This window comes from Azoarcus sp. TTM-91 (genome assembly GCF_012911025.1).
Lineage (GTDB): Bacteria > Pseudomonadota > Gammaproteobacteria > Burkholderiales > Rhodocyclaceae > Azoarcus.
Map to the genome: position 1 here is coordinate 53,111 of NZ_WUEI01000003.1, position 24,285 is coordinate 77,395.

Annotated in this window: 23 protein-coding genes; 16 read left to right on the forward strand and 7 right to left on the reverse strand. The window is 67.1% G+C overall.

The window, feature by feature from the left end:
- The first annotated feature begins 175 nt into the window (after window positions 1-175).
- From flhF to GRF61_RS01670, 4 genes are all read left to right on the forward strand, one after another.
- The gene (flhF, locus tag GRF61_RS01655; RefSeq protein ID WP_169149065.1) at window positions 176-1,699 is read left to right on the forward strand and encodes a flagellar biosynthesis protein FlhF; all 1,524 of its coding nucleotides are present in this window, start codon (window positions 176-178) and stop codon (window positions 1,697-1,699) included.
- A 1-nt stretch (window position 1,700) separates the two neighbouring features.
- Window positions 1,701-2,504 carry a flagellar FleN gene (locus GRF61_RS01660; RefSeq protein ID WP_169148995.1) on the forward strand — a complete coding sequence of 268 codons (804 nt, stop codon included), beginning with the start codon at window positions 1,701-1,703 and terminating at the stop codon, window positions 2,502-2,504.
- 124 nt (window positions 2,505-2,628) lie between these two features.
- The gene (locus GRF61_RS01665; RefSeq protein ID WP_169148996.1) at window positions 2,629-3,405 is read left to right on the forward strand and encodes an RNA polymerase sigma factor FliA; all 777 of its coding nucleotides are present in this window, start codon (window positions 2,629-2,631) and stop codon (window positions 3,403-3,405) included.
- Window positions 3,406-3,506: 101 nt separating this feature from the next.
- Window positions 3,507-4,247 carry a flagellar motor protein gene (locus GRF61_RS01670; RefSeq protein WP_169148997.1) on the forward strand — a complete coding sequence of 247 codons (741 nt, stop codon included), beginning with the start codon at window positions 3,507-3,509 and terminating at the stop codon, window positions 4,245-4,247.
- Between the two features lie 37 nt (window positions 4,248-4,284).
- On the opposite strand, the gene GRF61_RS01675 is transcribed toward GRF61_RS01670, so the two are convergent.
- Window positions 4,285-5,907 (reverse strand): methyl-accepting chemotaxis protein, encoded by a 1,623-nt coding sequence (locus GRF61_RS01675; protein WP_169148998.1) that lies wholly within the window; start codon window positions 5,905-5,907, stop codon window positions 4,285-4,287.
- Between the two features lie 179 nt (window positions 5,908-6,086).
- Here GRF61_RS01675 and motD point away from each other — a divergent pair, with 179 nt between their 5' ends.
- Complete coding sequence (gene motD / locus GRF61_RS01680; protein ID WP_169148999.1) at window positions 6,087-6,947, forward strand: flagellar motor protein MotD; 861 nt, start codon at window positions 6,087-6,089, stop codon at window positions 6,945-6,947.
- 99 nt (window positions 6,948-7,046) lie between these two features.
- Window positions 7,047-7,529: a bacteriohemerythrin gene (locus tag GRF61_RS01685; RefSeq protein ID WP_169149000.1), complete on the forward strand. Its 483-nt coding sequence runs from the start codon at window positions 7,047-7,049 to the stop codon at window positions 7,527-7,529.
- A 104-nt stretch (window positions 7,530-7,633) separates the two neighbouring features.
- Here the strand turns inward: GRF61_RS01685 and parC are convergent, their stop codons facing one another.
- The 6 genes from parC to flgA form a co-directional block, all read right to left on the reverse strand.
- A complete protein-coding gene (parC, locus tag GRF61_RS01690; protein ID WP_169149001.1) occupies window positions 7,634-9,985 on the reverse strand; it encodes a DNA topoisomerase IV subunit A in 2,352 nt (783 codons plus the stop codon).
- 130 nt (window positions 9,986-10,115) lie between these two features.
- On the reverse strand, window positions 10,116-10,652 hold the full coding sequence (locus GRF61_RS01695) for a hypothetical protein (RefSeq protein ID WP_211165678.1): 537 nt from the start codon (window positions 10,650-10,652) through the stop codon (window positions 10,116-10,118).
- Window positions 10,653-10,686: 34 nt separating this feature from the next.
- Window positions 10,687-12,660: a DNA topoisomerase IV subunit B gene (locus GRF61_RS01700; RefSeq protein ID WP_169149002.1), complete on the reverse strand. Its 1,974-nt coding sequence runs from the start codon at window positions 12,658-12,660 to the stop codon at window positions 10,687-10,689.
- Between the two features lie 127 nt (window positions 12,661-12,787).
- The gene (locus GRF61_RS01705; protein WP_169149003.1) at window positions 12,788-13,279 is read right to left on the reverse strand and encodes a flagellar protein FlgN; all 492 of its coding nucleotides are present in this window, start codon (window positions 13,277-13,279) and stop codon (window positions 12,788-12,790) included.
- A gap of 30 nt (window positions 13,280-13,309) precedes the next feature.
- Window positions 13,310-13,600, reverse strand: coding sequence for a flagellar biosynthesis anti-sigma factor FlgM (gene flgM, locus GRF61_RS01710; protein ID WP_169149004.1), 291 nt, complete (start codon window positions 13,598-13,600; stop codon window positions 13,310-13,312).
- Between the two features lie 111 nt (window positions 13,601-13,711).
- Window positions 13,712-14,410 (reverse strand): flagellar basal body P-ring formation chaperone FlgA, encoded by a 699-nt coding sequence (gene flgA, locus GRF61_RS01715; RefSeq protein ID WP_169149005.1) that lies wholly within the window; start codon window positions 14,408-14,410, stop codon window positions 13,712-13,714.
- Window positions 14,411-14,659: 249 nt separating this feature from the next.
- Between flgA and flgB the strand changes: the two genes are divergently transcribed.
- The 10 genes from flgB (at window position 14,660) to flgK (ending at window position 24,278) form a co-directional block, all read left to right on the forward strand.
- A complete protein-coding gene (flgB, locus tag GRF61_RS01720) occupies window positions 14,660-15,064 on the forward strand; it encodes a flagellar basal body rod protein FlgB (protein WP_169149006.1) in 405 nt (134 codons plus the stop codon).
- A gap of 16 nt (window positions 15,065-15,080) precedes the next feature.
- Entirely contained in the window at window positions 15,081-15,491 is a 411-nt protein-coding gene (gene flgC / locus GRF61_RS01725; RefSeq protein WP_169149007.1) for a flagellar basal body rod protein FlgC, read from the forward strand.
- A 41-nt stretch (window positions 15,492-15,532) separates the two neighbouring features.
- Complete coding sequence (locus tag GRF61_RS01730) at window positions 15,533-16,210, forward strand: flagellar hook assembly protein FlgD (protein WP_169149008.1); 678 nt, start codon at window positions 15,533-15,535, stop codon at window positions 16,208-16,210.
- A 15-nt stretch (window positions 16,211-16,225) separates the two neighbouring features.
- A complete protein-coding gene (flgE, locus tag GRF61_RS01735) occupies window positions 16,226-17,563 on the forward strand; it encodes a flagellar hook protein FlgE (RefSeq protein WP_169149009.1) in 1,338 nt (445 codons plus the stop codon).
- 43 nt (window positions 17,564-17,606) lie between these two features.
- A complete protein-coding gene (gene flgF, locus GRF61_RS01740) occupies window positions 17,607-18,353 on the forward strand; it encodes a flagellar basal-body rod protein FlgF (RefSeq protein ID WP_169149010.1) in 747 nt (248 codons plus the stop codon).
- Between the two features lie 131 nt (window positions 18,354-18,484).
- Window positions 18,485-19,267: a flagellar basal-body rod protein FlgG gene (gene flgG / locus GRF61_RS01745; RefSeq protein WP_169149011.1), complete on the forward strand. Its 783-nt coding sequence runs from the start codon at window positions 18,485-18,487 to the stop codon at window positions 19,265-19,267.
- Window positions 19,268-19,280: 13 nt separating this feature from the next.
- Window positions 19,281-19,955, forward strand: a complete 675-nt coding sequence (locus tag GRF61_RS01750) for a flagellar basal body L-ring protein FlgH (RefSeq protein WP_348982329.1) — start codon at window positions 19,281-19,283, stop codon at window positions 19,953-19,955.
- Between the two features lie 79 nt (window positions 19,956-20,034).
- Window positions 20,035-21,108 (forward strand): flagellar basal body P-ring protein FlgI, encoded by a 1,074-nt coding sequence (locus GRF61_RS01755; RefSeq protein ID WP_248281069.1) that lies wholly within the window; start codon window positions 20,035-20,037, stop codon window positions 21,106-21,108.
- Between the two features lies 1 nt (window position 21,109).
- Window positions 21,110-22,123: a flagellar assembly peptidoglycan hydrolase FlgJ gene (flgJ, locus tag GRF61_RS01760; RefSeq protein WP_169149013.1), complete on the forward strand. Its 1,014-nt coding sequence runs from the start codon at window positions 21,110-21,112 to the stop codon at window positions 22,121-22,123.
- A gap of 160 nt (window positions 22,124-22,283) precedes the next feature.
- The gene (gene flgK / locus GRF61_RS01765) at window positions 22,284-24,278 is read left to right on the forward strand and encodes a flagellar hook-associated protein FlgK (RefSeq protein ID WP_169149014.1); all 1,995 of its coding nucleotides are present in this window, start codon (window positions 22,284-22,286) and stop codon (window positions 24,276-24,278) included.
- The last annotated feature ends 7 nt before the right edge of the window (window positions 24,279-24,285 follow it).

A 24,285-nucleotide genomic window follows, 5' to 3' on the forward strand; every position in this document is an offset into this window, starting at 1 on the left:
GCCCGGGGCCGCTTGCGGCCGTCCGGGGAAAGGCGGTTGCGGTGTCGGGAGCGGCAGCAAGGGCGACGACGAATAAGCGGGGAAAGCGGGCTTTATTCCCGCCATCGGTTCACCCCCACGCCGCCGATAATCCGGTTGAACCTGCGCCAAAAGCGGGGTTGTCCGGAGATCCATGATGAACGTGAAGCGCTACTTTGCCCAAACCGCCCGCGAGGCCCTGCGTGCCCTCAAGGAAGAACTCGGTGCCGACGCCATCGTGCTGTCCAACAGGGCGGTGGAAGGCGGGGTCGAAATCCTGGCGCTTCCCGCCGACGCGGTCGGGGCGATGCAGTCGCCCGTCAAGCCGGCGGTGGCCGCTGCCCCGGTGCCTGCTCCGCGTGCTCACGCCGCGCCCACGCCGTTTCCCTTCGATGACGACGATTTCCATGTGAGCCTGTCCGGCCTTGCCGCCGGCGCGATCCCCCGCAACGCCACCTCCGAGGCGCCGCCCCGCGCCGCAGCCGAGCCCGTGGCCCGGCCGCAGGTGATCCGCCCGTTCAGCCCGCCGCGCGCAGAACCCACCGACCACATCGTCAGCCGCCGCCCGGCCGCGCCCTCCACTCAGCGCCCCGCCGCGCTGCCGCTGGACATGCCGGAGCCTTATCCCCAGCGCCAGCCGATGGCGCGTCCGCTGGCAGAGGCTGCGCTCCAGCCCGCCGCAGTCGTCGCGCCGGCCGTGTCGCTCGCCCGCGAAGCGGAAGACGCCCGCGTGCAGGCCTTGCAGGAAACCAATGCCCGGCTGATGGAAGAAATGGCAGGCATCCGCGGCATGATCGAACGCCAGCTCGCTGGCTTCGCCTGGGGCGAAACCCGCCGCCATGCGCCGGCTCGTGCCGCCGTCGTCGGTGAACTGCTGGAAGCCGGCTTCTCCGGCCCCACCGCGCGCAAGCTGTGCGAGGCGGTGGCCGAGGACGCCACGCCGGAGCAAGCCCGCGCCTCGGTGCGCGGCGTGCTGGACCGCCTGCTGCGTGCACGCTCTTCCGACGACGACATCATCGACCGTGGCGGCGTCTACGCCCTGGTAGGCCCCACCGGCGTCGGCAAGACCACCACCACCGCCAAGCTGGCCGCGCGCTGCGTGGTGCGCCACGGCGCCAGCCGGCTGGCCCTGATCACCACCGATGGCTACCGTATCGGCGCCCAGGAGCAACTGCGCATCTATGGCCGCATCCTCGGCGTACCGGTGTTCTCGGTGCGCGACGCCGCCGACCTGCGCCAGACGCTGGCCGAACTGCGCGGCAAGCACATGGTGCTGATCGACACCATGGGCATGAGCCAGCGCGACAAGGCGGTGGCCGAGCAGGCCGCCATGCTGACCGGTGCCGGCGACGTGCGCCGCCTGCTGCTGCTGAACGCCACCTGCCGCGGCGACACACTGGACGATGTGGTGCGCGCCTACGCCGGCCCGGAACTGCAAGGCTGCATCTTCACCAAGGTGGACGAGGCGGCTTCGCTCGCACCGGCGGTGGATGTGGCGGTGCGCCGCAAGCTGGATGTCTTTTACGTAGCCAATGGCCAGCGGGTGCCGGAAGACCTGCACCTGCCCAATCGTGCCTACCTGCTGCACCGCGCCATGCGTGAGCCGGCGGCCGAATCGCCCTGGCGGCTGCAGGGCGACGAAGCCGGCCTGATGCTGGCGGCGGGCGGCGCAGGAGCCTGACATGCTGGACGGACGCGAAGATCAGGCCGCCGGCCTGCGCCGGCTGTTCCGCCGGGCGCCGCCGGTGGTGGTGGCGCTTTACGCCACCGGCCGCTACCGGGTTCATCACGCGGTGCGTGCAGCCCACCGTATTGCCGGCCAGGCGGACCGGGTATTGATCCTGGACGAGGCTGGGGGCGACGACGGCCTGGGCAGCGTGCTCGGCCTTGCGCCCGGCCCGGACTTGCTGCAGATGCTGGATGGCAGGCTGACGCTGGCCGAGTTGCTGCAACCGATTCCCGGCCTGATGGGGCGGGTGCCGGCTGCCGCCGCCGCGCTTGCGCTGCCGCTGCTGGACAATGCCCGCCGTGCCTGCCTGGTGGAGGCGCTGAAGGTGCTGCACCGGCATGCAGGCTTCGTGCTGGTGCATGCCGCCCCGGATTCCGCCGCGGATCCTTCCCCCTTCGTTCATGCCGCGCCGCGCCGTCTGCTGGTGGCCGAGGCCAGCGCGCCGGGCGCCACCGACGCCTATCAGGTGATCAAGCAGCTTGCCGGCGCCGGCGCCGGCTCCTTGCATGTCGCTGTTTCCCGCGCCCGCAGCCGGGAGGAGGCGGCCGCCTTCTTTGCCAGCCTGGATGCGCTGGTGCGCCGCCACGTCGGCGTGCCGCTGACATGGCTGGGTGAAGTGGAGCGCGACGATCTCGCCAATGGCCTCGTGCGTACCCCGCCGGTCGGCGGTGGAGGCGAACCGGAAGCCGCCTTCCTGCGTCAACTGGCGAAGCTGGATGGGAGCGGCCGTGTCCTGACACCGCCGCGCGAACGGTGAGCCTGTGATGCCCTTTACCTATCCCGCTGGTAATGGTGCCGCCGGTGCGGGAAAATGGCCGTCCGCGGATTCGGGCGGTACCTCGACGGAGCGTTCCCGCCGCAAGAAGATACAGGCGAAATGGATGTACGACGCTGAGGGCAATCTCGACAAGGATCACCTGGTGACGGCCTACGCGCCGCTGGTGAAGCGGATCGCCTATCAACTGATGGTCAAGCTGCCGGCCAGTGTCGAGCCGGAAGACCTGATCCAGAACGGCATGATGGGCCTGCTCGACGCGATCAACCGTTACGAGGAAGGTCTGGGCGCGCAGTTCGAAACCTATGCGGTGCAGCGCATCCGCGGTGCCATGCTGGACGGCCTGCGCGAGAACGACTGGCTGCCGCGCAGCCTGCGCCGCGACATGCGCCGCATCGAAGGCGCCATCCATTTGCTGGAGCAGCAGTTCGGCCGCGCGCCCAGCGAGACCGAACTGGCCGAATCCCTGGGGGTGCCGCTGCTGGAGTACCAGCGCATGCTGCAGGATGCCCGCGGCCACCAGCTGGTCTATTTCGAGGACTTCACCGATGGCGAGGGCGAGGACTATTTCGAGCGCCACCTGGGTGAGCATGAGAGCAACCCGCTGGATCTGCTCGAAGACGCCGACATGCGCTCCCACCTGGTGCGTGCCATCGAAGCGCTGCCGGAGCGGGAAAAGCTGGTGATGGGCCTGTATTACGAAGAAGAACTCAACCTCAGGGAAATCGGCGAAGTGCTGGGCGTCACCGAGTCGCGCGTATGCCAGCTGCACAGCCAGGCGGTTGCCCGCCTGCGCTCGCACATGCTGGGCGGGCGCAGCGTTGCTGCCGCAAGCGGTGCCCGGCGCGGTCGTCCGCCCAAGAAGCCGGCGGCCGAGGCCTGACGGGTGCCGGCCGGCTTGCACCTTTCACGGGCTGACGCCGCCGCGCGGCAGCGGCCGGCCCGCCAGCCTTTCCCGAGCTTGCCAACCGGAAGCCATTAAGCATGGACAGTATCAGTCTCGTCGGCCTGACGCTCGGGCTCGCCGCCATCGTGCTCGGCCAGGCGCTGGAAGGGGGGCACATCAGCTCGCTGGTCCAGCCCACCGCCTTCCTCATCGTCATCGGCGGCACCCTGGGCGCGGTGATGCTGCAGAGCCCGCTGAAGGTCTTCATCCAGGGCATGAAGATGGGCAAATGGGTATTCGTGCCGCCTTCCAGCAGCCCGGCACAGGTCATCCAGCAAGTCACCAGCTGGAGCCAGATCGCCCGCAAGGAAGGCCTGCTGGCGCTGGAGAACCATGTTGACCGTCTGCCCGATCCCTTCATGCGCAAGGGCCTGCAGATGCTGGTGGACGGCGTGGAGCCGGGCCGCCTGCGCGAGGTGCTGGAGGTAGAGATCGGTGCCTGGGAAGGGCAGCTCAAGCAGTGCGCGCGTATCTGGGAAGGGGCGGGCGGCTATGCGCCCACCATCGGCATCCTGGGCGCGGTGATGGGCCTGATCCATGTGATGGAGAACCTCAGCGATCCGTCCAAGCTCGGTGCCGGCATCGCGGTGGCCTTCGTCGCCACCATTTACGGCGTGGGCTCGGCCAACCTCATCTTCCTTCCCATCGCCAAGAAGCTGATGGCGCACATCGGCGTGCTGGTGGCCCAGCGCGAGATGTTCGTCGATGGGTTGGTGGGCATCGCCAATGGCGACAACCCGCGCATCATCGAAAGCCGCATGCAGGGCTATATCGTCTGAGCTTGGCAGCGTTGCCGTGCCGGCGTGGGGCCGCGGGTCAGAGCCGGAAGCTGTCGATGGAGGCTTTCAGCTCGTCGGCCACATGATGCAGGCCGTCGGCGGTGCTGGCCATGCGGCCGACCGCGGCATGGCTCTGTTCCACCATTTCGGCGATGGTCTCCACATGGCGGGCGATCTGGTTGCTCGCCTCGCTCTGTTCCTTCACCGACTGGCTGATCTGCTCGACTTCCTCCGAAGCGCGTTCGGAGGAGCGGCTGGCGGTGCTCAGCGCGGTTGCCGCCTCGCTCATGCTTTCCCGGCTGGATTCCAGCGCCTGCAGGCCGCGGTTCAGAGCTTTTTCCAGGCTGGCGGCCTGATCGCCCAGCCCGGAGGTGATGGCGTCGATCTGGCTGGCCGACTGGCTGGACTTCTCCGCCAGCTTGCGCACCTCGTCGGCCACCACCGCGAAGCCGCGTCCCTGCTCGCCGGCCCGCGCCGCCTCGATCGCGGCGTTCAACGCCAGCAGATTGGTCTGGTCGGCGATCTCCCGCACCTGCTGGGTCATGGCCGCGATCTCGCGGGAATTGCGGATGAAGTCCTGGGCCGTCTCGGTCACGGTGTTCATCATCGTGGTCGATTCGTCGATGGAGCCGGCAAGGGACGCCAGCTTGCCCTCCGCCAGCCGCGCCTCGCTGGCGCCGGTGCGGGAGAGTTCGCTGACCCGGCCGGCGTTGTCGCTGATGCTCTGGATGGAGAGGGTGACTTGCTCCACGGTGGCCGCGGTGGAGGCCGCCACTTCGGATGTCGCGGCAGCGGAAGAGGCTACGCTGCGGCTCTCGCCGGCCAGCCCGCCGGCGCCCTCATCCACCTGTTTCACCGATGCGGCCACGCGCTGGATCAGCGCGCCGAGATCTCGGCGTATGGTCTCCGCGCTGGTGGCGATGCGGCCGATCTCGTCGCGGGTGCGAGCCCGTACCGGCTGGCTGAAGTCGCCCCGGGCGAGGGATTGCAGTGCCCGTTCCAGTTCCTCCGCCGGCTGGGTGATCTGCTGGCGCAGCAGCCACAGGAATATGCCGAAGGCGAGCACGCACGCAGCCGCCATCAGCCCGACGCTGATGGCGACGATGCGGTTGGAGCTGCGGTCTATTGCCTGGGTGCGCATGTCGATGTAGCTCACCATCGCGCTCACCAGCTGGTCGAGCAGGGCGCTGGCGTTGGCGTCCGCGCCGCGCACGTTCTCTTCGAGGTCGTAGAGGTTGAAGTCGATCTTGTAGTCGTTCAGTGCCGTCTGGTAAGTCTGGCTGAGCGTGGAGTGGGCGCGGCCGAACTCGGCGACGATTTCACGGATCTGGGCATTGTCGACGCTGGCGAGGTGGGCGACCTGGGCGCGCACCTCCTTCTCGCGGGCGAGGAAGGTATTCCAGTGCTGGGCCTGCGCCTGGGCGTCGCTGATGCGCAGCAGGGTGTTCTTCCATTCCAGCAACTGGCCGTTGTAGGCGGCTTTGCTCTCCAGCACCGAGGCCCGCTGGTTCTGCAGTTCGGCGACTTCGCCGGAAGTCAGCCGGTTGATCGACTGGTATTGCAGGAACAGGCCGATGCCCGCGGCCAGCAGCACCAGCGTCGTGCCGCCGCCGCAGATGAGCAGGAGCTTGTTGCGCACGCTATTGAAGATGAAGTCCATTTTTCGGCCTCGGGGGACGCTTTCCGTTATCACTATATACGGCAGCGCCAGCCCCGCCTTGAGGCGGCGGTATTGCATTTGTCGTCGCGCTGTGCTGCTTTTCGCGGCCTGGCGCTGCCGCGGTGTCACTAAAGGAATGCAGCGTTTGTCCGTAGAATGCGCCTAACCGGAGCCCAGCCATGCCACGCAGACGACGCCAGGAAGAGGAACACGAGAATCACGAGCGCTGGCTCGTGTCCTATGCCGATTTCATTACGCTGCTGTTCGCCTTTTTCGTCGTGATGTACTCGCTGTCGTCCATCAACGAAGGCAAGTACCGGGTGCTCTCAGATTCGCTGGTACAGGCCTTCCGCAACATCAACGTGCAGGACGAAGGGGGCCAGCAGATCGTGCTGCCGCAGATCAGCGCGGTGTCGCCGGCGGTGCCGGCGCCGGCCGCAGCACCGGCGCGCACGCCCGAGCAGGAGGCGGCGGAGGCCAGGCGGCAGCAGGTGGCGCAGCGCATGCGCAACATGGCGGACGAGATCCGCCGCGTGCTGGAGCCGCTGACGCGCGGCGGCCAGGTGAGCGTCTCCGAGGGCGCCTTCGGCATCACGGTGGAGATCAACGCCAGCGTGCTGTTCGCTCCAGGCGATGCGATGCTGGGTGTGCCGGCGGTGTCTGCGCTGCGGGCGGTGGCGGACGTGCTGGCCGGGGCGGACTTCCCCATCACCATCGAGGGCCACACCGACAACACGCCGATCAACACCTTCCGCTTCCCTTCCAACTGGGAGCTCTCCGCGGTGCGGGCTTCCTCGGTGGTACGGCTGTTCGTCGATGCCGGGGTGCAGCCGGAGCGGCTGACGGCTGCCGGCTATGCCGACCAGCGGCCGGTGGCGGCCAATGACACTGAAGAAGGCCGCTCGCGCAACCGGCGGGTGACGATCATGATCGAGTCGCGCATGGGCGAACCGGCACCGGCCGCACCAGGGCGCATCCCGCGCAACGACCCCATCCGCTCCATCCTGCCGCCGGAGCCGGCCGCCGCCAGCACGCCCTGATGAACGGCGGGGCCAAAGCCCTGGCCCATTGACGAGAGTCAAGGCCTTCATACGGTATGAAGCAAACAATCCATACCATACGGTATAGGAGGCAGGACGATGGCTGATCTGTTTGAATGGAGCGAGGCGTATCACATCGGTATCGGTGACATCGATGAGCAGCACGAAGAACTGGTTGCGCTGCTGAACCGTCTCAACGCGGCGATCCACGAACGTCAGGGCTCCAAGGCGGTGCGGCGAACGCTGGATGAGTTGGTGAACTACACCCGCGAGCACTTCGCCATCGAAGAGCGGCTGATGCAGGAGTCCGGCTACCCGGAGTACGAGGAGCACCGCAGCTACCACGATGCGCTGATCGACCAGATCCACGCCCTGCAGGCGAAGCTGGACAAGGGCGAAGCCTCCATCACCTTCGAACTGCTGCACTTCCTGCGCGTATGGCTGATCCGCCATATCTGTGATGTCGACCAGCGCTTCGGTAGCTGGTACGTGGAGAACGGCTCCCGCCCGGCGTGGATGGAGGAGGCGCAGCGAGCGATGCGTCAGCGCCGCTGGTGGCAATTCTGGCGTGCCTGGCAGTGAGCCAGTCCCGCAAGGCAGGAAAAGAAGAACGGCCGGGATTCCCGGCCGTTTTTTCATAGCGGTTCGTGCGCGGCGCCTGGTGTGAGCAGGCGCTCAAGGATGGATCAGCGCATCCGCTCCGGCTTGATCCTGGGTGACAGCGGCACGCCCTTGCGAGCACGGCGGTGGCGCAGGGTTTCACGCTGTGCCGGCTTCAGTTCCTGGGTCGTGGCTTTAGCGCCCCGGCCGGTTCCTTCCACCACCATCACCGCATCATCCGCCGGCACCGCCACCGCGGCGAGGGCTTCGCCTTCGTCCAGGGCCATCACGATGACGCCGCGGCCGCCGCTCTGCACCTTCATCTCGGTGCGCGGGAACACCAGCAGGCGGCCGCCCTCGGAGGCGGCGGCAATCCAGTTGCCCACTGCCTTGGCCGGCGTCAGCATGCGCTCGCCTTTTTCCAGGCTCATGAAGGCCTTGCCGGCACGCTGGCGGCTGCTGGCATCGGCCACCGAGCAGAGGAAGCCGTAGCCGCCGCTGTTGGCGAAGAACCAGACGGTGTCCGGTGCATCGGAGACGACCTGGGCCAGCTTGCCGCCGTCCTGGAAGTCCACCAGCGTGGTGATGGGCACGCCGTCGCCGCGGCCGCCTGGCAGGTCGGAGACCTTGATGGTATAGGCGCGGCCGTTGGTGTCGATGACGATCAGCGGCCAGGTGCTGCGGGTTTCCAGCAGTGCGAAGCCGAAGTCGCCGGCCTTGTAGGACACCGCCGCCGGGTCGATGCCGTGGCCCTGGCGGGCGCGTACCCAGCCATTGCGCGACAGGATGACCGTCATCGGTTCGTCGGCGACGCTGAGCTCGGCGCTGGCCGCCGGGGCAACGGTTTCCAGCAGCGTGCGGCGGTCGTCGCCGTACTTTTTCGCGTCCTCCTGGATTTCCTTGAGGATGAGCTTGGTCATCGCGTTGCGGTTGTCCAGCAGGTGCTGCAGCCCTTCGCGCTCCTGCTTGAGCTCGGCCAGTTCCTTCTCGATCTTGAAGCCTTCCAGCCGGGCGAGCTGGCGCAGGCGGATTTCGAGAATGTCCTCGGCCTGGAGCTCGCTGAGGCCGAAGGCGGAGATCAGCGCCGGCTTGGGCTCGTCCGACTCGCGGATGACGCGGATCACTTCTTCGATGTGCAGGAAGGCGATCATGCGGCCTTCCAGGATGTGCAGCCGGCGATCCACTTCGCCCAGCCGGTGGCGGGTGCGCCGCTCGACAGCGTGGTAGCGGAAGTCGATCCACTCCTTGAGGATCTGCACCAGGTTCTTCTGCTGCGGCCGGCCGTCGCGGCCTATCATCGTCAGGTTGAGCGAGACCGAGCTTTCCAGGCTGGTGTGGGCGAGGAGCACCGCCATGAACTCATCGCGGCCCTGCCGGCTGGACTTCGGTTCCAGCACGATGCGCACCGGCGACTTGTCGCTGGACTCGTCACGCACGGTATCCAGCACGCCCAGCACCAGCTGCTTGAGGTTCTTCTGCTCCTGGGAGACGTCCTTCTTGCCGGCGCGCGGCTGCGGGTTGGTGATGCCTTCGATCTCGGACAGCACCTGGGCGGTGGATACGCCGTGCGGAAGTTGTTCGACGATGACGCGCCATTGGCCGCGCGCCAACTCCTCGATGCGCCAGCGTGCGCGCATGCGCAGGCTGCCGCGGCCACTGGTGTAGGCGTCGCGGATGGCCTCCGGCGTGGAGATGAGCTGGCCACCGCCGGGAAAGTCGGGGCCGGGCAGCAGCGGCAGGACTTCGTCCAGACCGGCTTCCGGATGGCGAATCAGGTGGCAGGCGGCCTCGGCGACTTCGCGCAGGTTGTGCGGCGGAATTTCCGTGGCCATGCCGACCGCGATGCCGGAGGCGCCGTTCATCAGCACGAAGGGCAGGCGGGCAGGCAGCAGCTGCGGCTCTTCGAAGGCACCGTCGTAGTTGGGGATGAAATCCACCGTGCCGCGGTCGATCTCGGACAGCAGCAGTTCGGCGATGGGCGTCAGCCGGCATTCGGTGTAACGCATGGCAGCGGCGGAATCGCCGTCGCGCGAGCCGAAGTTGCCCTGGCCGTCCACCAGCGGATAGCGCAGCGAGAAATCCTGGGCGACCCGCACCATGGCGTCGTACACCGAGCTGTCGCCGTGGGGGTGGTACTTACCGATGACGTCGCCGACCACGCGGGCGGACTTCACATGCTTGGATTGCGCGCTCAGGCGCATCTCGTTCATCGCATGCAGGATGCGGCGCTGCACCGGCTTGAGGCCGTCTTCCACCTGGGGCAGGGCGCGCGAGCGGACAACGCTCATCGCATAGGCGAGGTAGGCGCGCTCGGCGTAGCGGTCCAGCGGCAGCGCGCCGTCGTCGAGTTCGCCGGAAACCGGGGTTTCCGGTGGAGGCGGAGCGGGAGGGGCCGGGGGCGTTGCGGCGTCGAACAGATCGAGGGAGTCGTTACTCATCGGAGGTGAAGCGCGGGCCGGATTGGCAAAGGGCCCCGATCTTACCCCGTTCGCGGCGCCAGCCGCCAACCGCGGCGGCGAGGATGCGACGCGGCTGCGGCGCTTGTCGGATTTGCCACCGGGGCGGTGTTCACTCGTCCTCGGCGTCTTCCAGCAGGGCGGCGATCACCGAATGGCCGACGCCGTCGTCCGGGTCCAGCTGCTGCAGATGGCCGAGCACGCTGCGGCTGACTTCCGGGTTGCCCCGGCGCAGCTCGATGAAGGCCAGCGCCTTGAGGAAGGAGAGCAGGAAGCGCTGCGGCACCGTGCGGCGTTTGCTTTCCCCTACGTCGTCCGGCGTCCAGGTGCGCCAATCGTGGCTGATGCGCGCCTGGTGGGCGGCTTCGGCCAGTCCGTCCAGGGCCACTGCGAGGGCGTCGTCCAGGTCGCGCTGCTGGTTCTGCAGCTTGAACAGGCAGCGGTAGGCGGGCAGGGAGGAGGGCGAGATCTCGATGGCGTGGCGGAACAGCGCGCGGGCGCGTGCCGGCTCGCTGCGGTGGCAGCTCACGCCTTCCTGCAGCAGGGCATTGACGTGGGGCGGTAGCGGACCGAAATCGACCAGGTTTTCGACGGGCTTGGGGCGGGCCATGGCGGGCAGGAGGGAGTCGCGGATCCTGCGCTTAAGCAAGATGCATTCCGCTTCGCCCGCCCGGGGGAAAGCCTCAGATGTCGGCTTCCACCGTGTCGCCCTTGTCTTCCATCCAGGCACGCCGGCCGGAGGCTTCCCCCTTGCCCATCAGCAGGGTGAACATGCGCTGGGTTTCCTCGGCGGCGCCGGGGCGGACCTGCACCGGCAGCACCCGGCGGGTGGCGGGCGCCATGGTGGTTTCGCGCAGCTGATCCGGGTTCATCTCGCCCAGGCCCTTGAAGCGGCCGATCTCGAGTTGCTCCAGTTTGAAACCTTCCTGCTGCATGCGGTCGCGGATGGCGGCGAGTTCGCCGTCGTCCAGTGCGTAGAGGCGGCGCGCCGGGCGCTTCTTGCCCTGGGCCGGTACGTCCACGCGGTACAGCGGCGGCTGGGCGATATACACATGGCCGCGCGCGATCAGCGCCGGGAAGTGGCGGAAGAAGAGGGTGAGCAGCAGGGTCTGGATGTGGGAGCCGTCTACGTCCGCGTCCGACATGATGACGACCTTGCCGTAGCGCAGGCCGGAGAGATCCGGGTTGCTGTCGGCCTTGTGCGCATCCACGCCCAAGGCCACGGCGATGTCGTGGATTTCGGCGTTGGCAAACAGGCGGTCGGGGTCTATCTCCCAGGCGTTCTGCACCTTGCCGCGCAAGGGCAGGATGGCCTGGGTTTCCTTGTCCCGCGCCATTTTGGCGGAACCGCCGGCGGAGTCGCCCTCGACCAGGAAGAGTTCGTTCTCGGCGATGTCCTCGGACTCGCAGTCCGACAGCTTGCCGGGCAGCACGGCCACGCCGGAGGTCTTCTTCTTTTCGACCTTCTGCGCGCTCTTCTGCCGTGCCAGCGCCTGCTTGATCGACAGCTCGGCGATCGCCTTGCCCGCCTCGACATGGTTGTTCAGCCAGATCTCGAAGGGGTCGCGGATCTGGGAGGAGACCAGCTTCACCGCCTCGCGGGAGTTCAGCTTCTCCTTCACCTGGCCCTGGAACTGCGGGTCCAGCAGGCGGGCGGAGAGGACGAAGCTCATGCGCCCGCAGACGTCTTCCTGCTGTAGCTTGACGCCGCGCGGCAGCAACGCGTGGTGTTCGATGAAGGACTTGATGGCTTCGAACACGCCGGCGCGCAGGCCGGACTCATGGGTGCCGCCGGCCACCGTCGGAATCAGGTTCACATAGGATTCGCTGGGCACCGCGCTCTCGAACCAGGCAATGGCCCAGGCCGCGCCTTCGCCGGGGGCGAAGCTGGCGTCGTCCTTGCCGGCGTAGTTTTCGGCGGTGTAGATCGGCGCCACCGGCTCGAAATCGCCCGCCACTTCCTTCAGATAGCCGGCCAGACCTTCGGGATAGGACCAGGTCTTGGTCAGCGCCGGGCCACTGGCCTGCTCGGTGTCCAGGCGCACGCTGACGCCGGACAGCAGCACCGCCTTGCTGCGCAGCAGGCGCTCGATTTCGCTCACCGGCACGCGCGGGTTGTCGAAGTAGCGCGCATCCGGCCACACCCGCACCCGGGTGCCAGTCTGGCGGCCGCATTCGCCTTCCACCCTTACCTCGCCGATCTGCTCGCCGCCGTCGGTGAAGTCGATGCGGTGCAGCTTGCCTTCGCGCTTGACCTCGACCTCGACGCGGGTGGACAGCGCGTTGGTCACCGCCACGCCGACGCCGTGCAGGCCGCCGGAGAAAGCGTAGGCGCTGTTGCCTTCTCGCTTGTCGAATTTGCCGCCGGCATGCAGCCGGGTATAGGCCAGCACCACCACCGGCACACCTTCTTCTGGATGCAGGCCCACCGGAATGCCGCGGCCGTCGTCGGCCACCGTCACCGAGCCATCGAGGTGCAGGGTGACGTGGATCTTCTTGGCGAAGCCGGCCAGGGCTTCGTCGGCGGCGTTGTCGATCACTTCCTGGATGATGTGCGCCGGCGAGTCGGTGCGGGTGTACATGCCCGGGCGCTCGCGCACCGGCTCCAGGCCCTTGAGGACGCGGAAGGAGGATTCGTCGTATTGCTTGGCAGTCATGCTGGAGGCGCGGTGCGGAAAAACGGGCGCCAGAATAACAGACCGGGGAAGGGCGGGCGCGGGCTTCGGTGGCGTCTGGCGCCGGTGCGGGCAGCAGCGCCTGGGTGTCGACGCAGGAGCTGGCGGTTCAGGCGCTGCCCAGCATGCGGCCGCCGCCGGTGGGGCGGGCGTTGCCAGCGGCGTCGTAGAGCTGCGGCTGGTCCGCGGCGGCGAGGAGCACCGACAGCGCGGTCTGGTTGTGCTGCATGCGCTCGTGGATGAGCTTGCCGGTGAGCTGGTTGCGCTCGCGGGCGTCGCGGGCGAGGGTCAGCACTTCTTCCCAGCGCCCCAGTACCCGCGGCAGGTTCTTGCACAGCTCGCGGATGGAGGCATCCGAATGGCTGCGGCCCATGCGGCCGAGCAGCATGGCGCGGTCGTCGTGCAGGCGCTGCAGCTGGCGGTAGCGGTCGGTCTTGTCCTTGGTCAGGGTCATCAGCGCGTCGATGTCCGCCGCGATCAGCAGCGCCGTCTCCTTCTCCAGCACGCCGATGAACTCGCGCAGCTGTATGGCTTCCGCTTCGATGAGCAGGGCCAGGCGCTGAATGTCGGCAGGGGTCGGAGCGGGAACGGGAGCTGGCATCTAATTACGGTCTGGCTGGGCGGGGGACGGTCAGGACTGGGCGTCCAGCATCTGCCGTACGTCCTTGATCAGGCCGTCGGCAATGCGGTTGGCGTCAACCTTGAACCGGCCCTCGGCGATGGCCTGGCGGATTTCATCGACACGCTGCTGGTCCACCACCGGCGTGTCGGCGATGGCGGCTTCGGCCTTCTGCATGGTGGACGACAGCGAGGAGAGCTGAACTTTTTCGCCGCTTTCGCTCGGCTTAGACGGCGCGGTACGCTGGCGCGTGTCGGCGGTCGAGACCCCGCCGACGGAAGGCCCGGAACTTTCGATTTTCATGATGCCGCTCCAAAATGGATTCTCCAACCGGTCATCGGCAGGCTGGAGAAAAACTTTAGCAATTAAAGCACCAATCGTTCCGGCTGTCCCGGCCTCTCCCGCGCAGGCGCTTCACTGCGGGATCTCCACATCGCCGCCGGGCCGCGCGGTGCCGGTCACCACCTGGCCGTTGGGCATCCGTACCCGGACCATCTCGCCGGGCACCGCATTGTTCATGGCACGCCCTTCGGAACTCACGCTGAAGCCCGGGCCGGCGCTCACTACGCGCACGTTCTGGCCCTGCCGCACCGCATGCGGAATGCGCAGCATGTCCCCGCGCAGCGGGCTGCCGGCGGCTACTGCATAACGGGTGTGCAGGCCTAGAACTTGAGCCGGGTCGGTCAGCGTGTTGTCCGGCAGCGCCGCGAGGTCGCCGCGCCGGCGGCCGATGTCGGCCTGGCCGACGATCTGCCCTGCACGCAAGGGTTGCGCCGCTACCAGATAGTCGGCGGTGACGGCTACCCGGGCCTGGATGTAGGCCGTCCAGGTGACAGGCGAGTCGCAGCGCACGCCGACGCTGATCTGGCCCCAGGCGCGGGTGCCCGCGGGCAGGAAGGGGATGAGGTTGGCGCAAGGCGGCAACTGGTTGCGCGGATCCAGGCCGCCGACCTCGATCTCCACCTTGCCCGGCAGGCCGCGGGCTTCCTGCTGGAGGAAGGCGAGCACCGTGCGATTGACCGGTTCGGGGGCTTGCTGGGCGAAGGCGGGGCAGCTGAGCGGCAGCAGGGCGAGGGGGAAGGCGTGCAGGCGCAGGCGGGATGTCTTTCTCATGCCGGGATTGCATCACGGTCGCGCTGCCCACGGCAACCCGGACACCTGCGGCAAAGATTGCCGTGGCCCGGCAATTCCGGCGGAGCGGCCGCCGGCTAGCGGCTAAATTGGCCGGGCTTTTGGGGCCTTATCTCGCCAAGGTGCTTGCAGGGTGATCGCTACCATTCGTGGCATGGAAGGTGCAATGGCCTGAGTGCCTGCACCCAGCCCTCCAGCTGCGGCGCGGGCAATGAAGAGTGAGGTAAGGCGATGAAAACCCAGTTCGACAAGCAGATCCAGTTTCATCAGACAGCCCTGAATGTCCAGGCCTACCGGCAGCAGCTGCTGGCCTCGAACATCGCCAACGCCGACACGCCTCACTACAAGGCCAAGGACATCGATTTTCGCGAGGCGCTGGAAGGCGTGCTCAGCGGCAAGGAGAACGGCATGGCGCTGTCCCGCACCCAGCCGAAGCATATTGAAGGCGGCACCGGCAACATCCTCGAAGGTGCCACCAAGTACCGTACCGAGCTGCAATCCGCGGTGGATGGAAACACGGTGAACATGGACGTGGAACGCGCCGCCTTCGCCGAGAACTCGGTGCATTACGAAGCCAGCATCACCTTCATCAACGGCATGCTGCGCTCCATGCAGACGGCCATCAACGGCCAGTAAGCGCGGAGTAACGGCCATGAGCATGCTCAACGTCTTCCAGATCGCCGGCTCGGCGCTGAACGCGCAGTCGCTGCGGCTCAACACCACCGCTTCCAACCTGGCCAACGCCGACAGCGTGATCGCCGAGGACGGCCAGCCTTACCGCGCCAAGCAGGTGGTTTTTGCCGCCAAGCCGCTCGAAGGAACGGATGACGCCTCGGTGGGCGTGCGGGTGACGCAGATCGTGGAAAGCGCCGCGCCGATGCGGCTCACCTACGATCCGACCAACCCTGCGGCCAACGAGCAGGGCTACGTGGAAATGCCGAATGTGAACGTGGTCGAGGAGATGGTGAACATGATCTCCGCCTCCCGTTCCTACCAGAACAACGCGGAAGTGATGAACACGGCACGGACCTTGCTGCAGAGGACCCTGCAGATCGGCCAGTAAGCGCCGAACGGTAATCGAAGGGCAGATTTCGGAGAAACAGCATGGCCACCGTGAGCAACAACACCAGCTCCACCGCGGACGCCGTCCTCGCCAACCTGGCGCGTACGGATACCAAGTCCACCAGCACCGCGGCGGACACCCGCATCCAGTTCCTGACGCTGCTCACGACCCAGCTGCAGAACCAGGACCCGATGAATCCGATGGAGAACGCCGAGCTTACTTCCCAACTGGCGCAGCTCAGCACTGTGGAGGGCATCGAGAAGCTGAACACGATGATGACCCAGCTGATCAACTCCCAGGAGTCCGCCGAAGGTCTGCAGGCGGCGGCCCTGGTCGGCCGGGGCGTGCTGGTCGAGGGCTCCGGCCTGCAACTGACCGAGGCCGGCGCGGTCGGCGGCTTCGAACTGGACGGCCCCGCGGACAACGTGACGATCACTATCAAGAATGCCTCCGGCGTGGAGGTCGCCAGCTTGGAATTCACCGACATGGAAGCCGGCAGCCAGAACTTCCTCTGGGACGGCACCGCCAAGGACGGCAGCATTGCCGCCGAAGGCATGTACACCGTGTCGGTGAAGGCGGTTCAGGGCGACAACACCGTCGTTTCCCGCCCGCTGCAGTTTGCGGCGGTCACCAGCGTCATCCGCGGCTCCAGCGGTACCGATCTGCAGGTCGGCAACCTGGGCGTCTTCAAGCTCGACGACATCAAGCAGATCCTCTGATCCGGAGCGGCGAACATGGCATTCCAGCAAGGTTTGAGCGGCCTCAATTCTTCTTCGAAGGCGCTCGACGTCATCTCCAACAACGTGGCCAACGCCAGCACCGTCGGCTTCAAGGCCAGCAGCACGCTGTTCTCAGACATGTACGCCTCGGCGATGGTCGGCGGCACTTCCTCGCTGCAGGTCGGCATCGGCAGCAAGGTGGCCGCGGTGTGGCAGTCCTTCACCCAGGGCAACCTCACCGCCACCAGCAACCAGTTGGACATGGCGATCAACGGCAATGGCTTTTTCCGCCTGCAGCGCAGCGACGGCACCATTGCCTACTCGCGCAATGGCCAGTTCGATGTGAACAAGGATGGCTACATCATCAACTCCAGCGGCGACAAGCTGACCGGTTATGCCGTGGTGGACAACACCGGCACCTCCACCGTGTTCGCCGGCGAGCCCTCGGTGATCTACATCGATACCTCCAATGTCGCGCCGCGGGAGAGCGGCACCGCCTCGGTTGGCGTTAACCTGAACTCCTCAGAGAAGAGCCCGCTGAACCAGGATCCGGTGGGCAGCGACATCACGGCCTACGTCAACGCCACCAGCATCCCGGTGGATAGCTACAACTACACCACCTCCATCACGGTGTATGACAGCCTGGGCAACGCCTCGCTGATGAGCTTGTACTTCGTGCGCGACGCGGACGTGGCCGGCGTGTCGCCCAACACCTGGACGGTGTACGGCCGTCTCTCCAACGACGTGGTGCCCGATCCCACCGACCCGGCCACTAACATCGGCACGCCGCTGGAAGAGCTGGGGCAGATAAGCTTCACGCCCTTTGGCGTGCTCGATACCACGGTGGCCAACAACGGCACCTTCACCATCTCCCGCACGGCGGCCGAGATCGGCACCGGCGCGGATGCGCTGAGCTTCAGCCTGGACCTGACCAAGTCCAGTCAGTGGAACAGCAGCTTCGGCGTCACCACCTCGCCGCGTACCGACGGCTACACCACCGGTGCGCTCACCGGTGTTTCGGTCAGCTCCACCGGCGTGCTGCAGGGCTCCTATTCCAACGGCCTGACCAAGGACATCGCCCAGCTTGCGCTGGCCACCTTCGCCAGCCCGCAGGGCCTGGCCTCGCTGGGCGACAACCTGTGGGCGGAGTCCTATGACTCCGGCCAGCCCACGGTGGGCGCGCCGGGCACCGGCATCCTCGGCTCGGTCACCTCCGGCCAGGTGGAAGAGTCGAACGTGGACCTCACCAACGAGCTGGTGCAGATGATCGTGCAGCAGCGCAATTACCAGGCAAATGCCCAGTCCATCCGCACGCAGGACCAGGTCCTGCAGACGCTGGTGAACCTGCGGTAAGCGGCGGGGCCGCCGCAGACGTCGCAAGGACAGGAGAAAGTTAATGGATCGTCTGATCTACACCGCCATGACTGGCGCCAAGTGGACCCTGGAGCAGCAGGCGGCGGTGGCGCACAACCTGGCCAACGCGACGTCCACCGGCTTCCGCACCGAGATGCACAAGCTGCGCGCGGTGGAAATGCAGACCGAGGCTTTCCACAGCCGGGCCTTCGTCGTCGATGCCAGCGTCGCCACCGACTTCACCCCCGGCCCGCTGCAATTCAGCGGCAATGCCTACGACGTGGCGCTGAAGGGCAAGGGCTGGCTGACGGTACAGATGCCGGACGGCACCGAGGCCTATACCCGCGACGGCAGCCTGGAAGTGAGCGTGAACGGTGTGCTGCAGACTCATGACGGCCTGCCGCTGCTGGGCGCCTCCGGCCAGCCCATCACGCTGCCGCCGGACAGCGAGATCGTCATCGGCGAGGACGGCACCGTCTCCGCCATTCCCTCTGGCCTGGGTCAGGGCAACGTGGTGAACGTGGTCGACCAGCTCAAGCTGGTGAATCCGGCCGAGGCCGACCTGGTGCGTGGTGACGACGGCCTGTTCCGCCTGCGCCAGGGCGGCGCCGCGCCGGCAGACGCCAACGTGCGGGTGGCTGGCGGTTACCTGGAAGGCAGCAATGTGAACGTGGTGGACCAGATGGTCACCATGATCTCGCTGGCCCGCCAGTTCGAGATGCAGACCCGCATGCTGCAGAGCGCCGAGCAGAACGATCAGTCCGCCACCCAGGTGATCTCCGCCAGGTGATCAGCAGGGCTTTTGCCCCGGTAATCCATCGATTGACCGCGCCCCCGCAAGCCTAAGCTTCCATCGTCGGCAGAGCCGTTTCCACGGCGCGGGGCCGCAATCGCACAACAGAACGCACTCAGGAGCCCATCATGATCCGCTCACTCTGGACCGCCCGTACCGGGCTGGATGCCCAGCAGACGTCGCTGGACGTGATCTCCCACAACCTGGCCAACGTTTCCACCAACGGCTATAAGCGCCAGCGCGCGGTGTTCGAGGATCTGCTGTACCAGACGGTGCGCCAGCCCGGTGCCCAGACCACCCAGCAGACCCAGGTTGGCTCCGGCCTGCAGATCGGTACCGGCGTGCGCCCCATCGCCACCGACCGCCTGTACACCCAGGGCAACCTGCAGCAGACCGGCGGTTCGCTGGACGTGGCGGTGCAGGGCAACGGCTTCTTCCAGATCACCATGCCGGACGGCACCACTGCCTACACCCGCGACGGCGCTTTCCAACTCGACAACCAGGGCAACGTGGTCACCGCCAGCGGCTACCCGCTGGCCGACGCCATCAACATTCCGGCCGATACGCTCACCATCACCGTCGGCAAGGATGGCACCGTCAGCGTGCTGCAGGCCGGGCAGACCACGCCGGTGCAGGTCGGCAACATCCAGCTGGCGATGTTCGTGAATACCGGCGGCCTGCAGAGCGCCGGCGAGAACCTGTTCTACGAAACCGCTTCCAGCGGCGTCGCCACGCCCACCCAGCCGGGCACCAACGGCGCTGGCGTCATCAACCAGGGCTATGTGGAAACCTCCAACGTCAACGTGGCCGAAGAGCTGGTGAACATGATCGTGACCCAGCGCGCCTACGAGATGAATTCCCGCGCCATCCAGACCTCCGACCAGATGCTCGGCCGTCTGACCCAGCTGTAACAGGAGGGGCATCGTGAAAGCCCTCGCACTCATCGCCACCGCTGCGCTGGCGCTGCTCTCCGGCTGCGCTTCCATCTACCCGACGCCGGCCACCATGGTCCATCAGCCGATGACCGCGCGGCCGGAGGCGCGGCCGCAGATGGTGAGTGCCAACGGCGCCATCTACCAGCCGGCACAGGTGCGGCCGCTGTTCGAGGACAGGCGGGCGCGCAACATCGGCGACGTCATCACCATCAACCTGGTGGAGCGCACCACCGCGACCAAGAACGCCAACGCCAACGCCAGCCGCACCTCCAACCTCACCGGCGGCATCACCGCCAGCACCAACATGCCGCTGTCCGGCCTCAACGGTCTGAACGCCACCGCCGGCGTCACCTCCGAATTCACCGGCACCGGCGCGGCGGGAGCCAACAACGTGTTCAACGGCACCATCACCGTCACCGTCATCGAGGTGTATCCGAACGGCAATCTGCTGGTGTCCGGCGAGAAACAGGTGGCGATCAACCAGGGCAACGAGTTCATCCGCTTTTCCGGGGTGATCAATCCCTTCACCGTCACCGGCACAAACACTGTGCAATCCACCCAGGTGGCGGATGCGCGCATCGAGTACCGTGGCAGCGGATTCATCGACGAGTCCACCACCATGGGTTGGTTGCAGCGCTTCTTCGGCGTGATCCTGCCCTTCTAAAGCGGAGACGACGTTCATGCGCAGCCCCACACTTCCCGCCCTCCTGCTGGCGCTTGCCCTCGGCCTGCCGGCTGCGCCGATGCTGGCTGCCACCCCGGCGGTCACCGGCGCGGCGGAACGCATCAAGGATCTGGCCTCCATCGCCGGCGTGCGCGATAACCAGCTCATCGGCTACGGCCTGGTGGTCGGCCTGGATGGCAGCGGCGACCAGACCACGCAGACGCCCTTCACCGTGCAGAGCATCTCCAACATGCTGGGCAACATGGGCGTCACCCTGCCCCCCGGCACCAACCTGCAGCTGAAGAACGTGGCCGCGGTCATGGTCACTGCCACGCTGCCGGCCTTCGCCCGGCCGGGGCAGCAGATCGACGTCACCGTCTCCTCCATGGGCAACGCCAAGAGCCTGCGCGGCGGCACGCTGGTGATGACGCCGCTGAAGGGCGTGGATGGCCAGGTCTATGCGATGGCACAAGGCAACATGGTGGTCGGCGGCGCGGGCGCGCAGGCCGGCGGCGGCGCCTCGCAGACCATCAACCACCTGTCGGCCGGCCGGGTGCCCGGTGGCGCCACGGTGGAGCGCGCGGTGCCCACCGCGGTGGGGCAGGGCGACTATGTGATGGTGGAGCTGAACGACACCGACTTCGGCACCGCCCGCCGGGTGGTGGATGCGATCAACATCGCCTCGCCCGGCAGCGCCGAAGCGCTGGATGGCCGCAGCATCCGGGTGCGGGCGCCGCAGGACAGCTCGGCGCGGGTGGCCTTCATCGGCCAGCTGGAGAACCTCACGGTGACGCCGGCGCTGCAGGCGGCCAAGGTAATCGTGAATTCCCGCACCGGCTCCATCGTGATGAACCAGCGGGTAACGCTGCAGAACTGCGCGGTGGCCCACGGCAACCTCACCGTCACGGTGAACAACGAGAACCAGGTGAGCCAGCCGAACGCGCTGGCGGGCGGCCAGACTACGGTAACCCAGCAGGGCCAGGTGGGCATCCAGCAGGATCCCGGCACGCTGTTCAACGTGCGCGCCGGTACCAATCTCGCCGACGTGGTCAAGGCGTTGAACGCGCTCGGCGCCAAGCCGATGGACCTGGTCAGCATCCTGCAGGCGATGAAATCCGCTGGCGCGCTGCGGGCGGAACTCGAGGTGATCTGAGGTGAGCGTCGGCCAGCTCAACGCGATGGACCCCAACTCGTTCAACGAGTTGAAGCGGCTCGCGCGTGAGAAGCCGGACTCGCCGGAAACCCTGCGCGCCGCTGCCAAGCAGTTCGAGGCGCTGTTCCTGCAGATGGCCCTGAAGGCGATGCGCGACGCCACGCCCAAGGACGGCATGTTCGACAGCGAGCAGACGCGCATGTACCAGAGCATGCTCGACCAGCAGCTGGCGCTGGAAATGGCCCAGGGCCGCGGCACCGGCCTGTCCGACGCCATCTACCGCCAGCTCGGCGGCAAGACGGAACTGCCGGGCAATGTCATCCAGCCGCTGAACGCCGGCAAGGAAGAGAACACCGGCTTCGACATCGGCAATGTGATCCGCCGGCCGGCGGCAATTAATGCCGCCAGCTCCGCCACCGCCGCGCTGAGCAAGGCGCAAGAGGCCTTTGCCGCCATCTACGGCGACGACGGCGAGGCCAGCGCGCTCGCCAGCCGGCTGGAGGTCGCCATCCAGGGCGCACGCGAGGCTGGTGGCCAAGCTTCGTCCCGCGCCCGCGCTTTCGTCGACGAAGTCTGGCCGCATGCGGTGGAGGCGGGCCGCGCCACCGGCATCCCGCCGCAGTTCCTGGTGGCCCAGGCGGCGCTTGAAACCGGCTGGGGCGAGAAGGTGCTGCGCGACAAGGACGGCTCTTCCAGCTACAACCTGTTCAACATCAAGGCCGGCTCCAGCTGGAGCGGCGATACCGTGGCCCGTGACGTCACCGAGTACAGCGGTGGTGGCGCCTACACCGAGCGCGCCCGTTTCCGCAGCTACGACTCCTACGCCGACTCCTTCCGCGACTACGCCAACCTGCTCGCCGGCAGTTCCCGCTACGCCGGCGTGCTGGGCCAGACCGACGCCGCCTCCTTCGCCCGCAGCCTGCAGCAGGCCGGCTACGCTACCGACCCGATGTACGCGGACAAGCTCACCCGCGTCATCCGCGGCACCACGCTGCGCACCGCGCTGGCCGGCTGAGCCCCGGCGCCTGGCTGGTCTTGCCGCCGCGGCGGCGCGTTTCCACCCCTCGGCCTTCCTCGTCCGCATCCGCCCTCGCCAGCCGGCGGATTTTGCCGTTTTTGCCCTGGCAAGCATCTTGCAGTAATGGGGCAAAACCCAGCGAATCGAGGTAGTTCCCATGGCAGGCTTGCTCAACATCGGTCTCACCGGCCTCAACGCCGCGCAGGCACAGCTGCTGACCACCGGCCATAACATCTCCAATGCGGACGTGGACGGCTATCACCGCCAGACGGTGATCCAGACCACCAACAATCCGCTCTACACCGGCGTCGGCTTCTTCGGCCAGGGCACCCAGGTTGCGGCGGTCACCCGGGCCTACAACCAGTATCTGGAAAACCAGGTCAAGAACAGCGAGACCAAGGTCGCCCAATACTCGGCGTACAACGACCAGATCTCGCAGATCAACAACCTGCTGGCCGACTCCACCTCCGGCCTGTCGCCGGCGCTGCAGGACTTTTTTGCCGGTGTGCAGGAAGTTGCGTCCAATCCCACCAGCGTGGCCTCGCGCCAGTCGCTGATCTCCACCGCGCAGGCGCTGGCGGCCCGCTTCCAGACCCTGGACGCCCGCATCTCCGAAGTCCGCCAGGGCACCGAGAGCGAGATCGTGTCCACCGTCGAGCAGGCGAACATGTACGCCAAGGCGATCGCGGACATGAACCAGCGCATCACCCTGGCCCAGGTGAGCGGCCCCAATATTGCCGCCAATGACCTGCTGGACCAGCGCGACCAGTTGATCGCCGAACTGAACAAGCTGGTTTCCGTGAGCACGGTGACCGAGAGCGACGGCTCCGTCAGCATCTTCGTCGGCTCCGGCCAGGCACTGGTCGCTGGCGGCACGGTGACCCAGCTCGCCGCGGTGCCCGATCCCAACGACCCGCAGCGCAATGCCATCGCCCTGGTGTCGGACAACGGCATCGCCAATATCCTGCCGGAGCGCCTGCTCAGCGGCGGCACGCTGGGCGGCCTGCTCACCTTCCGCAGCGAGACCCTGGATACCGCCCAGAACACCCTGGGCCTGATCGCGCTCGGCATCGCCGAAACGGTGAATGCCCAGCAGGCGCTCGGTATCGACCTCGACGGTGTGCTCGGCGGCGAGTTCTTCAAGAGCCCGACGCCGGCGCTGACGCCGGCCATCAACACCGTTTCGGTGTCGGTGGAGAACGTCTCCCAGCTCACCGCCGCCGACTACGTGCTGAAGTACGACGGCACCAACTACACGCTGAGGACTACCGGCGGCGTCAACATTCCGCTGACCTTGCAGGCCGATGGCAGCTACAGCGGCGGCGGGCTCAACATCAACATCACCGATCCGTCGGAAATCCCCTCCGACGGCCTGCTGATCCAGCCTACCCGCTACGCCGCGCGCGACATCGCCGTCGCCATCACCGACCCGCGCAAGGTTGCCGCCGGCGACCCGGTCAGCGTGTCGCCCGGCAACTACACCGGCACCGTCAGCGAGCGCATCACCAATGTGAAGACCACCTCGGTGGCCGGGCTGGACAGCAGCGGCGACGGCGTGGCCGACTTCGCGCCCATCACCCTGAGCTTCGACTCCGCCACCAACACCTTCACCGCCTCCAGCGGCACGCTGGAGCGCTACGACAGCAGCACCGGCACCTGGGTGACCAGCGGCGCCTACAACCCCTCCACCGACAGCGCCGGGGCGAAGTTCCGCATTACCGGCGGCACCGCGCCGGACACCTACACCTTCGAGTTCACCGCCGTCGGCGCCTGGACCAACGGCGAGTCGCTGTCCTTCAGCCCCACCCAGGCCGGCACCGCCGACAACCGCAACGCGGTCGCCATGGGCGCGCTGCAGACCACCAAGCTGATGCTGGCCGGCAGCAACGGCGAATCCACCGCCACCTTGCAGTCGGTGTATGCGCAGATGGTGACCCAGGTCGGCAACAAGGCGCGGGAAGTGCAAGTGAATCTCAAGGCGCAGGAATCGCTGCTGGCCCAGGCCGCCGATGCGCGGGATTCGCTCTCCGGGGTCAACCTGGATGAAGAGGCGGCCAACCTGATCCGCTACCAGCAGGCTTACCAGGCCTCGGCCAAGGTGATGTCGGTGGCCCAGACCTTGTTCGACGAAGTGCTGTCGATCGCGCGCTAAGGAGAGA